The organism is Polaromonas aquatica (assembly GCF_042659145.1).
In the GTDB taxonomy this organism is placed as follows: Bacteria; Pseudomonadota; Gammaproteobacteria; order Burkholderiales; family Burkholderiaceae_C; genus Polaromonas; species Polaromonas aquatica.
This window is the reverse complement of the sequence record NZ_JBHSRS010000082.1, coordinates 186,866-199,403: the sequence shown is the minus strand read 5'-3', so window position 1 is coordinate 199,403 and position 12,538 is coordinate 186,866. Positions and strand designations below refer to the sequence as shown.

Here is a 12,538-nt window from a genome sequence, read left to right as displayed (position 1 = left end):
GAACGCATGTGAGCGTAGGGGCTCATGGTGTTTCCTTGGATTGTTGTGTGTGGGCCGTGATCGCCTGTACGACCCGCTCCATCTTCATGAAGCGCGACCCCTTGACGAGCACGCTGCCAAGTCGCGGCAACTCGGCCTGCACTGCAGCATTCAAGGTCTCCATATCGCCGAAGTGCCGGCCCGGCCCAAAACTGCTGGCAGCGCGCGCGGACTCAGGTCCCAGGGCAAACAGCTTTTCAATGCCACGCTCGCGCGCATAGCGCCCGGCTTCCTCGTGAAACTGCGGCCCCTGGTCACCCACTTCGCCCATGTCGCCCATCACCAGCAGACGAGGGCCAGGCAACTCTGCCAGCACGTCAATGGCTGCGCGCATGGAGTCAGGATTGGCGTTGTAGGTATCGTCAATCAGATTCAAGGTGCGGTCCCCGACGCTGACAACCACGGCACGGGAGCGGCCCTTGACCGGGACAAATGCCGACAGGCCGGCGCCAATGCTGGCCAGAGGCACGCCAGCCGCCAGCGCACACGCTGTTGCAGCCAGTGCATTCTTGACGTTGTGCCTGCCCGCAACCTGCAGCCTGAATGCAGCCGGCCCGGCAGGTGTCCTTGCGTGGACTTGCCAGGCGTTGCCGACCCAGTCGGCGGTCGCGGTGACATCGGCGGCACCACTGGCCGCGAAAGTCATTGCCTTGCGGGCGCCTGCCAGCTGTTTCCATACCGGCGTGTAGTCTTCATCTGCGGGAAATACGGCGACTCCGTTTGCATCCAGCGATGCAATCACCGAACCATTCTCGCGGGCCACAGCCTCAACCGTAGCCATGAACTCCAGATGTTCGCGTTGCGCGTTGTTGACCAACGCAACGGTCGGTCTGGCCAAAGCCGCAAGGTAAGCAATCTCCCCGGGGTGGTTCATTCCCAGTTCCACAACGCCGACCTGATGAGTCTTCTTCAGGCGCAATAGCGTCAAAGGCACACCAATGTCGTTGTTGAGATTGCCCTCTGTCGAAAATGCACCTTCCGGCTTCCAGGCACGCAAAATCGAGGCAATCATCTGGGTCACCGTGGTTTTCCCATTGCTCCCCGTCACGGCGACAAGCGGCAGATCAAACTGTGAGCGCCATCCCGCCGCAAGCTGGCCCAGTGCCAGTTTTGAATCAGGAACCTCCAGGCCAGGCAGGCCCGCAGCAGACAGGCCCTGGTGTGCAATGGCGGCAACAGCCCCCTGCTGCCTGGCCTGGGCCAGAAAGTCGTTCGCATCAAACCGCTCGCCCCTGAGCGCCACAAACAGGTCGCCCGCTTCCAGCGTGCGTGTATCGGTGTGTACCCGCCTGAGCTGTACGTCCCCGTTTCCCACAAGGTGCGCGGCACCTACCCATCCCAGCACCTGCTGCAAGGTCATCATGAGACACCTCCGACGGCCAGGCGTGCAGCCAGTGCAGCCTCGGCGTGGGTCCGGTCCGAAAACGGATGTTTGACGCCACGTACTTCCTGGTAATTTTCATGGCCTTTACCAGCCAGCAGCACCACGTCGCCGGGCTGTGCCTGCGCCAGCGTTTGCGCGATCGCCAGCGCGCGGTCGGTTTCCACGTAGACCGAATCGCAATGCGTCAACCCAAGCAATATCTGGCTGACGATGGTTGCCGCACTTTCGTCGCGCGGGTTGTCGCTGGTCACCACTACCTGGTCGGCGTTTTTCTGCGCGACTGCCGCCATCAGGGGGCGCTTTGTGGCATCACGCCCACCACCGCAGCCAAACACGCACCACAGCCGGCCTGCGCGACCTTGTGCAACAGGCCTCAATGCCGTGAGCACCTTTTCAAGGGCGTCCGGCGTATGCGCATAATCAATCACAACCAGTGGCAAGCCCTCTACCACCATGGTTTCCAGGCGGCCGGGCACAGGAAGCAAACCCTCGCAGGCACTGACAGCCTCCTTCAGGGGCAAACCCAGGGCGCGCATCGCGGCAATCACGCCCAGCAGGTTGACAACGTTATAGAGACCCACCATACCGGTCGAGATCCGGTGCCGCACAGCCCCCTCGACCACCTCAAAAACAAGGCCCGACTCGCCATGCTCAATCGCATCAGCCCGCAGGCGTGCAGGCCCGGCGATGGAGATGCTCCAGACATCGAGTCCTGAACCAGCCAATGCGGCCTCCAGCTCTTCGCCCTTGGCGTCGTCCACGTTAAGCACGGCGGCCTGCAGCCCCGGCCAGCCGAACAACTTCTTTTTTGCAGCCCAGTAAGCCTGCATGGTCTCGTGGTAGTCGAGGTGGTCCTGCGTGAAGTTGGTGAAAATGGCCACCCGTATGCAGGTCGCATCCAGACGGTGCTCGGCAATGCCGATAGACGAAGCCTCCAGCGCGCAGGCGGCAAAACCTTCATCCACAAAACGCCGGAACTGTTGCTGCAGCAGGACCGGGTCGGGCGTTGTCAACCCGTTAAAAACCATGGCCTCGGACGAGCCGATGCCCAGGGTCCCGACGATGCCGCATTTGCGCCCCATCCTGCCAAGCGCCTGTGCCAGCCACCAGCTTGTAGATGTTTTCCCGTTGGTGCCGGTCACGGCGATAACCTGCAATTGCTCGCTGGGTTCACCGAAGTAAGCTGCTGCGATGGGTGCCGCTGCGGCCTTGAGCCCGGGGTAAGCCGAAATTCTTGCGTCCGAAAAGCCGAAAACACTCGCCCCCTCGTCTTCCACCAGGCAGGCCTGCGCTCCCGCAGCCAGCACCTCAGGCACATACTGCCGTGCATCAGTTGCTGCGCCCGGCCAGGCAATAAAACCGTCGCCCATGCCAACCTTGCGGCTGTCAGTCCACAGCCCGCCGCTTACCCGCGAGCGCAACCAGTCGGCAGCCTGTTGCGGGGTTTGCAGGCGGGGGCTCAAAACGACTCCTCCACCGCTTGTGTGACGATCTGCGGCTTGACCGACATGTCGGGCTGCACGCCCATCATGCGCAGCGTCTGCTGCACGACCTCGCTAAAGACCGGGGCCGCCGCAACACCGCCGAAATAGTTGCCGTCACTGGGCTCGTCGATCATCACCGCAACAACAATGCGCGGCGCCTCGATAGGCGCCATGCCCGTAAACCACGCCCGGTACTTGTTGCTTGCGTAGCCCTTGCCGACCTGTTTGTGGGCGGTGCCCGACTTGCCGCCGACCGAATAACCGACCGTCTGTGCGAGCGGGCCGGTGCCGCCCGGTGCCGCAGCCATCTGCAGCATGCGGCGTATGGCCTTGGCATTCTCGGCAGAGAAGACCTGGACACCGACGGCCGGTTCGCTGCTCTTGAGCATGGTGACCGGAATGATCCGTCCATCATGCGCAAAGGAAGTGTAGGAATGCGCCATCTGGAACAGCGAGGCCGACAACCCGTAACCGTAAGCCATGGTCGCCTGCTCGACAGGACGCCAGGTTTTCCAGGGCCGCAGCCGGCCTGTCACCGCACCGGGAAACTGGATCTGCGGCTTCTGGCCGTAACCCAGTGCGGTATAGGTATCCCACATCTCGTGCGGACTCATTTTCTGTGCGATCTTGAGCGCGCCCACGTTGCTGGATTTCTGGATGACACCTTCAACCGTGAGCGAGCCGTAATTGTGGGTATCGCTGATCGTGAAGCCGCCTATGCTGTAACGGCCAGGGGCAGTTTCAACAATGGTGTGCGGCGTGATGCGGCCGGCTTCCAGTGCCATACCCACCGTGATCGGCTTCATGGTGGAGCCCGGCTCAAAAGTATCCGTGATGGCGCGGTTGCGCAGTTGCTCACCCGTGAGATTCTGGCGCTTGTCAGGCACATAGCTTGGGTAATTGGCGAGCGCCAGCACTTCACCGGTGATCGTATCCAGCACCACCACGCTGCCGGCCTTCGCACGGTGCTTTATGACCGCATCGCGCAACTTCTGGTAGGCGACAAACTGGACTTTGCTGTCCAGGCTGAGCTGGATGTCCTTGCCTTCAAGCGGCGGCATCTGCTCGCCCACGTCCTCCACCACGCGCCCCAGGCGATCCTTGATCACGCGGCGCGAGCCGGCACGGCCGGCCAGCTCCTTGTTGAAGGTCAGCTCAATGCCCTCCTGCCCGCGGTCTTCAACATTCGTAAAGCCGACCACGTGGGCCGCTGTTTCCCCTTCGGGGTACTGGCGCTTGTATTCCTTGCGCTGGTAGATGCCCTTGATGCCAAGCGCGCTTATTTTTTGGGCAATCGGTTCATCCACCTGCCGCTTGATCCAGACAAAACTCTTGTCTTCATCGGCCAGCTTTTTATTCAGGTCTGTCAGCGGCATGCCCAGCAGTTTGGCCAGTTCGGCGAGCTGGGCCTTGGTCGCCTCCACATCCTCGGGGATGGCCCAGATGCTGGGTGCAGGCACACTGGAGGCCAGAATCAGCCCGTTGCGGTCCAGGATACGTCCCCGGTTGGCGGGCAGCTCCAGCGTCCGGGCAAACCGGACCTCCCCCTGGCGCTGGAAAAAATCATTGCCTATCACCTGCACGTATGCAGCACGGCCGGCCAGCCCGGTAAAGGCCAATGCAATGCCCGCCACAATGAACTTGCTGCGCCATACCGGCGTCTTGCTGGCCAACAAGGGGCTGGAGGTGTAAAGCACGCTCTTGCTCATTGCATTACCTTCGTGCTTCGCACTACGGTGCGAGCTTGCTTGGGGCGGCCCGGCGCGGCGCTCATGGCGCAACCCCGGCCGCAGCCTCATCCTTGCGCGTCACATACTGGGTGATGGCCGGTGTCGCCGTGCGCATCTGCAGGTTGTCCTTGGCGAGTTTTTCTACCCGCAAGGGTGTGGCCTGCGCGCGTTTTTCAACCTGTAGGCGCTCGTTCTCGGATTCCAGCTTCCGGCTTTGCGCAGCCGCTTTTTCAAGCTCGACATAGAGGCGGCGCGACTCGTACTGCGTGTGCACGAGATAAAGCGCACTTGCCAGCACGGCCACAAGCAGCACAAGGCTGAGCCGGGTCATGCGCCGACCCCGGTACGCTCAGCCACACGCATGACGGCGCTGCGGGCGCGTGGATTACCGGCGACTTCCGCCTCACTGGGTTTGATGCGCCCCAACGCCTTCAGCTTCATGGCCTTGGGGGCGGCAAACGGTGCCCGGCGGTCATACACCTCGCGCGAGTGTTCCGCGATGAATTGCTTGACGATACGGTCTTCGAGCGAATGAAAACTGATCACCACCAGACGGCCTTCCGGTTGGAGTACTTTCAGTGAGGCTTCTAGCGCCTGTTGCAGCTCTTCAAGCTCGGCGTTGATGAAAATCCGAAGAGCCTGAAATGTGCGCGTTGCAGGGTCCTTGCCCGGCTCGCGGGTTTTGACCGCGCCAGCCACGACTTCGGCCAGTTCAGCGGTGCCTCGAAGCGGGCCCCGTTCCTGTCGGCGACGATCAATCGCCTTTGCAATCTGCCCAGCAAACCGTTCTTCTCCATAGTCACGAATCACCTCCGTCATGCTGTCTATTGATGCGTCTGCCAGCCAATCCGCCACACTCTGGCCACGCGTGGTATCCATGCGCATGTCCAGCGGGCCGTCCGACCTGAATGAAAACCCACGCGCAGGGTTGTCGATCTGCGGCGAACTGATGCCGAGATCCATCAGCAGGCCCATTGCAATGGACGGCGCCAGCCCGGCGAGCTGGTTGAAGCCTTCGTGGCGGATTGAAAAGCGCGGGTCGGCAATGGTCTGCGCTTCGGCGATGGCCTCGACGTCCTTGTCGAACGCCGTCAAGCGGCCATCGGCGGACAGCCGGGAAAGTATCAGCCGCGAATGGCCACCGCGCCCGAAGGTCGCGTCGATATAGTGTCCGTCCGGCTTGATGTGAAGCGCTTCTACTGCTTCGGTCAACAAGACGGTGCGGTGTGTCCATGTGTCTTGCACCGTCTTCTTTCTAAAAGGAGAAGTCTCTGAAGACATCGGGCATCTCGCCCTTCATCTGCTCGGCCTCTTGCGCTGCGTAAGTCGGCGCATCCCACAGCTCGAAGTAGCTGCCCATGCCAAGCAATACCGTGTCCTTGCTGATGCCCGCCGCCGTGCGCAACTCCGGCGAAACCAGCACCCGCCCGGTGGCGTCCATGTCAACGTCCATGGCGTTACCGAGAAAAATGCGTTTCCACCATTGGGCCTGCATCGGCAGGGAAGCGATGCGGTCACGAAACTTCTCCCACTCGTTACGAGGGAAAATCATCAGGCACCCGTGCGGGTGCTTGGTCATGGTGAGCTGGCCGGAAGCTGTGGCGCTGAGCACGTCACGATGCCGGGTCGGCACAGACAGCCGACCCTTGGTATCGAGAGCTACAAAAGACGCGCCTTGAAACACCGCTAAAGACCTTTAAGAAACACTTTTCACCACTAAATTGCACTTCTTCCCACTTTATCAGGAAAGATTTGGCGCGCAAGTCATTTGAAACAAATTTTTTCAATGAAATCAAGGACTTAGAAGCACTTCTACAAGTCTTTTTAAGATCAAAAGGTGTTCTAAATTAAGCACTTAGCACACGTAGTGAAAGTACTTCTTTAAGCCAGAGCTGGCGAGCGCCTGGGGGGTGCGACCTGTAAAGATGGTTTTGGTGCAGCAAATGCACCCAGCCAGTCTACCCGGCGGACAGCGGTGCATGTCACCTGGATGCCGTGGTTTGGACACCCTTGTTGCCGAATGATACGGCAACGAGTTTCAGGGCGGGCTTTTCAGTCTATCCGGGTGACGACCCGGGCATGCTCCGTGATGCCGATCACATTAAAAAATGCAGCGACCAGCCGGTTAACGTCAGAGAATTGTACGGCCCGGTTTTCCCCCTGGCGCGCAGACACCCAGTTCAACAAGGTGCCTGCCGCCGAGAAATCCACCCGTATCAGCTTGGCGCAGGCGATCGTCATGACTTCCGCGCCCGCGACCCTGGCTTCAAGCTGGTCCAGCACTGCGATGGCATCCCCCTGCACCTGCCCGGACAGCTCAACCGAAACAAACCCGCCCATTTGTGAATTCATGCCGTCCATGTGGGTGTCGCCATCCAGGACGCTGAGGCCGGAATGCGTGGAGTCGCGGTAAACATCGCCAATAAAAGTGTGTCCCGTGACGGCCCCGCCGTCCTGGTCCAGCGGTTTGTACTCGCAGCGAGCACTCTCCCAGGCCGGTGGCGAGACTTCGTAGGTCACACAGAAATCGAGTGCGGCAAGCTCAAACTCGTCCGGCCGGTGCGTGACACGCAGGACTTCCATGCGCAGTTGCCACCACTCCTGCCCGGTATCTTTCTGCCCCGAGGGGGCCGCTTTTTGCAGCACCTGCTGCAGCTGGGCATCGCCCATAAAACGCAATTGCACCGGCTGTGCAGACCAGCTGCCAAATACTTTGTACAGCGGGTCCACCGCAGTGGCATCAATGGTTTTCAGGTTGCTCCAGTCAAGGCGCCAGGGCATGGGCGCCTTTGCCAGAGCGGCCTTGAGCGCGGCGATGGTCTGAATACCCACCACTGAAGGACAGATCCAGTCGGCCGCCGGGCCGTTGCCGGCCGCCTTGCTTTCCAGCGTGGCCAGTTGATGGACCATCTCGGGCATGGAAAACCACTGCGGGGCCGAGCGGTCAAAGATCTGTACAAACTGGATTGCGGCGGTTTCAAACTTGTCCTGTTGAGCGGTAGCCCGGTACAGGTCAAAAAGGGCCATCCAGGTTTCCGGATGCCTGGTCCGCGACCCTCCGGGCGCCAGCATTTCCAGCAAACCGGCTTCTGCCCCTGCATCATCACCATTCGCAAAACGGATGGAGGCCTCTTCCAGCTCGGCATCGTGGGCGACCTCCGCCACATCCACGGCCATCAGGCGGGAAGGCGTAAAGCTGCTGGAAGCACTGTCATCGCTGTTGACGCCAACGCCTGACAGCCCGCCTATCCTGGCGGCCTGCACAGGTGCATTGGCAACCATGGGACGGTGTTGTGGCGCAGGTGTCGTCGAAGGAGGAGGACTGGCCGGCTTTCTGGCTGCCCCATCGCCAGCATGCGACAGGCCGACGGGTTCTGTGGACGCATATCCGGCAGGCAGGGGCACATGGGTGGAAACCGGCGGCTGCCCGCCGCTGACAGGGGTGCGGCTGCTGGGCGCGTAAGAGGAACTGCTGACCGAATCCGTTGAAGACGTACCCTGCTTGGTTTTCCACCACTGCATGGACATCTGGGCTTCAATCTCGTCAATCTTCTTGAGCGTATTGGCACGGTCATCCGGCTTGGAGGGCATGCTGCTCTGGAAAAAAGAAGGCCGGGCTGTAGGGTCCTGCCCGACCAGGGCTTCTCGCTTGCGCATCTTGCGCAGCATGTCGAACTCGCGTTTGCGCACAAAATCGTTGCGCCGCTTGCGCTCAATCATCTCCTTGAGCAATTGCTTGCTCAGGGCCTCGTCGCGGTCGGTCTCCTTGGTGTCAAGATCGGACCAGCTCGTCGCCGGATTGCGGACGAACTTCACTACCTTGGAAAGCAAACCCGATGAGGTATCTTCTTTGGACATGGGAAGCGGCTGGAAGACCTTTAAGACATGCGCCGGGCTTTAATCGCCAAACATTTTTTGTTTGAGCTCGCGCCGCTGCTGGGCTTCCAGTGACAAATTGGCGGTCGGGCGGGCGATCAGCCGGCCAACGCCGATGGGCTCTCCGGTTTCGTCGCAATAGCCGTAGTCACCGGAATCAATGCGAGCGATCGACTGCTCGATCTTCTTGAGCAGCTTGCGCTCACGGTCGCGCGTGCGCAACTCTAGGGCATGCTCTTCCTCTATGGTGGCGCGATCTGCAGGATCGGGCACCACAACGGTATCCTCGCGCAGGTGTTCGGTGGTTTCGCCCGCGCTGTTATGGATGTCCTGCTTGAGGATGGACAGCTTGTGGCGGAAAAAAGCCAGCTGCTTTTCGTTCATGTACTCACTGTCCGGCATGGCCTTGACTTCATCATCGGTCAACTCTTCAGCGGACTTTGTTTTCCAGTTGTTGGCAAGCTTGGGGTCTTTTTTGGCAGCCACGTGAGGTGGTGGTGCGATAACTCGTTCGGTCATTGTTGAATAACTGGCTTTTGCTGCGTCAGGCGCATGGGTAGGCACCATCGGTGCGGGTGGGGGCATTTGTGAGACTGCACGGGCAGAACTTCTTCGGCCGGGCTTTAGCGCCGGTGGCGCGGGAATGGGCATTGTTTTTTCGGCAGGGCGCGGAACGGGTAAGGGGGCAGGAACCATGACTGGGGCGGCGGGCTTTTTGCCCGTCACCGCAGCAGGAGCGACTTTGACTGGCCGCGCCGGCTTGGCCGGCACAGGCGCCTTTGCGGTCTTCGCCGCCTTTACGGGCATCTTTGGCATCGGTCTGGCGGGTGTTTTTGCAGTTTTTGAAGGCACTTTTTTGGCCGCCACGGCCGGTTTTTTGGGAACAGCTTTCACCACGGCCTTGCTTTTCGCAACCGCGGCTTTGGGGGCGACTTTTACCACCGGTTTTTTCTTGGCTGCTGGTACAGGCTTGCCCGCTTTTACCGCAGTTTTTGCCTTTGCGGCCGGTTTGGCGACTGGTTTTACAGGCGCCCTGGATTTTTTCGCTGGAACTTTCACTGCATGTCTCCTCTGGTAGCCGCCCCTGGATCAGCCCCGGAGCGAACCCCTGGCCAAACTCCCGATTGCTTTGCCCGGGTATTTCTGTCGGCGCGCGATTGTAGCGGCTGACCGGGGTAGCGTACTGCACTAAAACCAAACCGTTGGAGAATCGATACAAACATAAGGCTCCACCGCGCTTTTTCGCGCTTTTTGCACAATGTGCGGACAGCCTACCTCAAACCAGGCACTGCTCCAGGCCCTGCAGGAAAATATCTTTCGGCAAATCAATGCCGATGAAGACCATTTTGCTGGTTTTCGTCTCCCCCTCCGCCCAGGCCGGGCCAAGGTCGCTGCCCATGAGCTGGTGAACACCCTGGAAGATCACCTTGCGGTCGGTGCCTTCCATATTCAGCACGCCCTTGTAGCGCAGCATGCGGGGACCGTAGATATTGACAATGGCGCCCAGGAAGTCTTCCAGCTTGGCAGGGCTGAACGCCTTGTCCGAGCGGAAAACAAAACTTTTCACGTCATCATCATGGTGGTGATGGTGGCCATGGCCTTCGTGGGCATGGGATGGATGGTCGCAATGCTCGCCGTGTTCATGGTCATGCGCCGCGTGATCATGGCCGGCATGCTCGTCTTCCTTAAGGAAGTCCGGGTCAATGTCCAGCTTGGCATTGAGATTGAAACCGCGCAGGTCGAACACGTCCTTGATGGCGACTTCGCCGAAATGCACGGCTTGTTGCGGCGCGCGCGGGTTCATGTGCTTGAGCCGGTGCATCAGTGCATCCACCTCGTCCTTGGCCACCAGGTCGGTCTTGCTGAGGAAAATCTGGTCGGCAAAACCCACCTGGCGGCGCGCTTCCTGGCGGTCATTGAGCTGGGTGGCGGCATGCTTGGCGTCCACCAGGGTCAGGATGGAGTCCAGCAGGTACTGCTCGGCGATTTCCTCGTCCATGAAAAAGGTCTGCGCCACCGGGCCGGGATCTGCCAGGCCCGTGGTTTCAATCACCACGCGCTCGAAGTCCAGCAGGCCCTTGCGCTTTTTGGCGGCCAGCAGTTGCAGCGTTTCGCGCAGGTCTTCGCGGATGGAGCAGCAGATGCAGCCGTTGTTCATCTGGATGATGTTTTCCTGGGTGTCGTTCACCAGGATTTCGTTGTCGATGTTTTCTTCGCCGAACTCGTTTTCAATCACGGCGATTTTCTGTCCGTGGGCCTCGGTCAGGATGCGCTTGAGCAGCGTGGTTTTGCCGGAGCCCAAAAAGCCGGTGAGGATGGTGACGGGAATCAAACTCATGGTGTCTGCCTAACGATCAAGATCAATGAAATCAAAAAAGAACAATATCCCGCAGAAAATATCCCGGGGGAGCCCTCTGAGGTGGGGAGTTTAGCGGTCAAGTCAAGGCCGGCTCGTGCGCGGCCCTGAATACCAATCCCAGCATCTTCACTTTACAGCCCGTGTCAAGCGCCGGGCGCACCAGCCACCTCTTTGGCCCTGAACCACGCTATCAAATAAATAGCTGTTGGCGCGCTTTCTTATTGGGCCACAGGCCAATTTGGCTCCAAAAACAGGCTTTTTGAGCTATTTTTTAAGCAACACCAGGCCCTTGAGGTACTCGCCTTCCGGAAAAGTCACCGTCATCGGGTGATCCGGCGCGCCGCCCATACGCTCGCTGATGAAGGCATCCACCTGCGCATCCATGCCGGCCGACGCCACGATCTTGTGGAACAGGTCGGCGCTGATGCCGCCCGAGCAGGAATAGGTAAACAGCACGCCGCCCGGCTCCAGGATTGAGAGCGCCAGCCGGTTGATGTCCTTGTAGGCGCGTGCGGCACGTTCGGCGTGCGCGGCTGTGGGCGCAAACTTGGGTGGGTCCAACACGATGGCGTCAAATGTCCGGCCCTGCGTGAGGAACTGCCGCAGCGAGGCATTCACATCCGCGTCCTGCATGGTGGTGCGGCTGGCATCAAACCCGTTCAGCGCCACGTTGGCGGCGGCACGTTCGATGGCCGGGCCGGACGAGTCAATCGAGGTGACATGGGCCGCGCCGCCGGCCAGCGCAGCCACGGTAAACCCACCAGTGTAGCAATAGCAATTGAGCACGCGTTTGAACTGCAGGCGGCGGGCATAGGCGGCAAATTTCTGGCGGCTGTCGCGCTGATCCAGGTAGAACCCGGTTTTGTGGCCTTCGGCGATGTCCAGGCTCAGCTTCCAGTCGTGTTCCGTGATGATGATTTCAGTATCGCCGCGATTTTCCGACGGGCCGCCCCTAGGAAAATCAGCCCCCTCGGGGGGCAGCGAAGTACGCGAAGCGACGAGCGTGGGGGCCGGGCCTCCCGCCAACCAGCCTGTGGCTTCCGGCAGGCCTTCAAGGGAACGCACACTGGCGTCGGAGCGTTCATAAAGCCGGGTCAAACCGGTTTGCGCCAGCAGGGCCTGCACAATCACGCTTTTCCAGCGCTCGGTGCCGCAGCTTGAAAATTGCGCCACCAGCGTGTCGCCATAACGGTCCACCACCAGCCCCGGCAAACCATCGGACTCACCGTGAACCAGGCGCAGACCATCGCTTTTTATATCAAACAGCCTCCTGGCCTCCACAGCGCTTTTGATGCGCGCTATGAAAAAGGAAGCATCAATATGTTCGGATTCATCGAAACTCCAGACCCGCGCACGGATTTTTGAAGTCGGGCTGAAAGCTGCCCATCCCAGAAAACGCCCCTCGTGGCTTTCCACGCGCACCGTTTCGCCGGCATCACCGCCGCCCTTGGCAATGGCACCGTCAAAAATCCATGGATGGCGCCGTAGCAGTGAGCGGTCCTTGCCCTCTCTGAGTCGTATTGATTTCATGCGGCTATTGTCGCGCCTCCCCAATTTTCACGGCCCGTGCCGCCCGCAAGCATCCGGACGCGAGAGGTTTGAGCAAATACATATTGCTTTTTGGCGGCTTTTCGGCGAATTTTCAGGCAGTAAGGCCTGGATTCAG

The 12,538-nt window shown here is 60.1% G+C and carries 11 protein-coding genes; 1 reads left to right on the top strand and 10 read right to left on the bottom strand.

All coding sequences use genetic code 11. From position 1 onward, the window contains the following. Window positions 1-22: 22 nt before the first annotated feature. The 8 genes from ACFQND_RS18705 to dksA all read right to left on the bottom strand — a co-directional run bounded on the left by ACFQND_RS18705 (window position 23) and on the right by dksA (window position 9,329). Window positions 23-1,402 (bottom strand): UDP-N-acetylmuramoyl-tripeptide--D-alanyl-D-alanine ligase, encoded by a 1,380-nt coding sequence (locus ACFQND_RS18705; protein ID WP_371436999.1) that lies wholly within the window; start codon window positions 1,400-1,402, stop codon window positions 23-25. After that, window positions 1,399-2,886, bottom strand: coding sequence for a UDP-N-acetylmuramoyl-L-alanyl-D-glutamate--2,6-diaminopimelate ligase (locus ACFQND_RS18700; protein WP_371436998.1), 1,488 nt, complete (start codon window positions 2,884-2,886; stop codon window positions 1,399-1,401). The genes ACFQND_RS18705 and ACFQND_RS18700 overlap by 4 nt, the downstream gene beginning before the upstream one ends. Continuing rightward, the gene (locus ACFQND_RS18695; RefSeq protein WP_371436997.1) at window positions 2,883-4,616 is read right to left on the bottom strand and encodes a peptidoglycan D,D-transpeptidase FtsI family protein; all 1,734 of its coding nucleotides are present in this window, start codon (window positions 4,614-4,616) and stop codon (window positions 2,883-2,885) included. The genes ACFQND_RS18700 and ACFQND_RS18695 overlap by 4 nt, the downstream gene beginning before the upstream one ends. 61 nt (window positions 4,617-4,677) lie before the next feature. Further along, window positions 4,678-4,968 (bottom strand): cell division protein FtsL, encoded by a 291-nt coding sequence (ftsL, locus tag ACFQND_RS18690; RefSeq protein WP_371436996.1) that lies wholly within the window; start codon window positions 4,966-4,968, stop codon window positions 4,678-4,680. Then, a complete protein-coding gene (rsmH, locus tag ACFQND_RS18685; RefSeq protein WP_371436995.1) occupies window positions 4,965-5,918 on the bottom strand; it encodes a 16S rRNA (cytosine(1402)-N(4))-methyltransferase RsmH in 954 nt (317 codons plus the stop codon). The genes ftsL and rsmH overlap by 4 nt, the downstream gene beginning before the upstream one ends. Continuing rightward, window positions 5,893-6,321, bottom strand: a complete 429-nt coding sequence (gene mraZ, locus ACFQND_RS18680; RefSeq protein WP_371436994.1) for a division/cell wall cluster transcriptional repressor MraZ — start codon at window positions 6,319-6,321, stop codon at window positions 5,893-5,895. Before mraZ ends, rsmH begins: the two co-directional genes overlap by 26 nt. A 368-nt stretch (window positions 6,322-6,689) precedes the next feature. Continuing rightward, entirely contained in the window at window positions 6,690-8,495 is a 1,806-nt protein-coding gene (locus tag ACFQND_RS18675; RefSeq protein WP_371436993.1) for an STAS domain-containing protein, read from the bottom strand. A 39-nt stretch (window positions 8,496-8,534) separates the two neighbouring features. Continuing rightward, window positions 8,535-9,329, bottom strand: a complete 795-nt coding sequence (dksA, locus tag ACFQND_RS18670; RefSeq protein WP_449301355.1) for an RNA polymerase-binding protein DksA — start codon at window positions 9,327-9,329, stop codon at window positions 8,535-8,537. Between dksA and ACFQND_RS18665 the strand changes: the two genes are divergently transcribed. Then, window positions 9,274-9,591 (top strand): hypothetical protein, encoded by a 318-nt coding sequence (locus tag ACFQND_RS18665; protein WP_371437113.1) that lies wholly within the window; start codon window positions 9,274-9,276, stop codon window positions 9,589-9,591. The two genes, dksA and ACFQND_RS18665, sit on opposite strands and share 56 nt — an antisense overlap. A gap of 198 nt (window positions 9,592-9,789) precedes the next feature. Here ACFQND_RS18665 and ACFQND_RS18660 read toward each other — a convergent pair whose 3' ends face one another. Both ACFQND_RS18660 and ACFQND_RS18655 read right to left on the bottom strand, forming a co-directional pair. Continuing rightward, complete coding sequence (locus ACFQND_RS18660; protein ID WP_371436992.1) at window positions 9,790-10,851, bottom strand: CobW family GTP-binding protein; 1,062 nt, start codon at window positions 10,849-10,851, stop codon at window positions 9,790-9,792. Window positions 10,852-11,136: 285 nt separating this feature from the next. Next, window positions 11,137-12,402, bottom strand: coding sequence for a class I SAM-dependent rRNA methyltransferase (locus ACFQND_RS18655; protein ID WP_371436991.1), 1,266 nt, complete (start codon window positions 12,400-12,402; stop codon window positions 11,137-11,139). Between the last annotated feature and the right edge of the window lie 136 nt (window positions 12,403-12,538).

Bases quoted from the DNA above. Each gene is read 5' to 3' on its own strand.
- ACFQND_RS18705 (WP_371436999.1), bottom strand. From the start codon at position 1,402: ATGATGACCTTGCAGCAGGTGCTGGGATGGGTAGGTGCCGCGCACCTT.
- ACFQND_RS18695 (WP_371436997.1), bottom strand. From the start codon at position 4,616: ATGAGCAAGAGCGTGCTTTACACCTCCAGCCCCTTGTTGGCCAGCAAG.
- ftsL (WP_371436996.1), bottom strand. From the start codon at position 4,968: ATGACCCGGCTCAGCCTTGTGCTGCTTGTGGCCGTGCTGGCAAGTGCG.
- rsmH (WP_371436995.1), bottom strand. From the start codon at position 5,918: ATGTCTTCAGAGACTTCTCCTTTTAGAAAGAAGACGGTGCAAGACACA.
- ACFQND_RS18675 (WP_371436993.1), bottom strand. From the start codon at position 8,495: ATGTCCAAAGAAGATACCTCATCGGGTTTGCTTTCCAAGGTAGTGAAG.
- dksA (WP_449301355.1), bottom strand. From the start codon at position 9,329: ATGCCAAAGATGCCCGTAAAGGCGGCGAAGACCGCAAAGGCGCCTGTG.
- ACFQND_RS18660 (WP_371436992.1), bottom strand. From the start codon at position 10,851: ATGAGTTTGATTCCCGTCACCATCCTCACCGGCTTTTTGGGCTCCGGC.
- ACFQND_RS18655 (WP_371436991.1), bottom strand. From the start codon at position 12,402: ATGAAATCAATACGACTCAGAGAGGGCAAGGACCGCTCACTGCTACGG.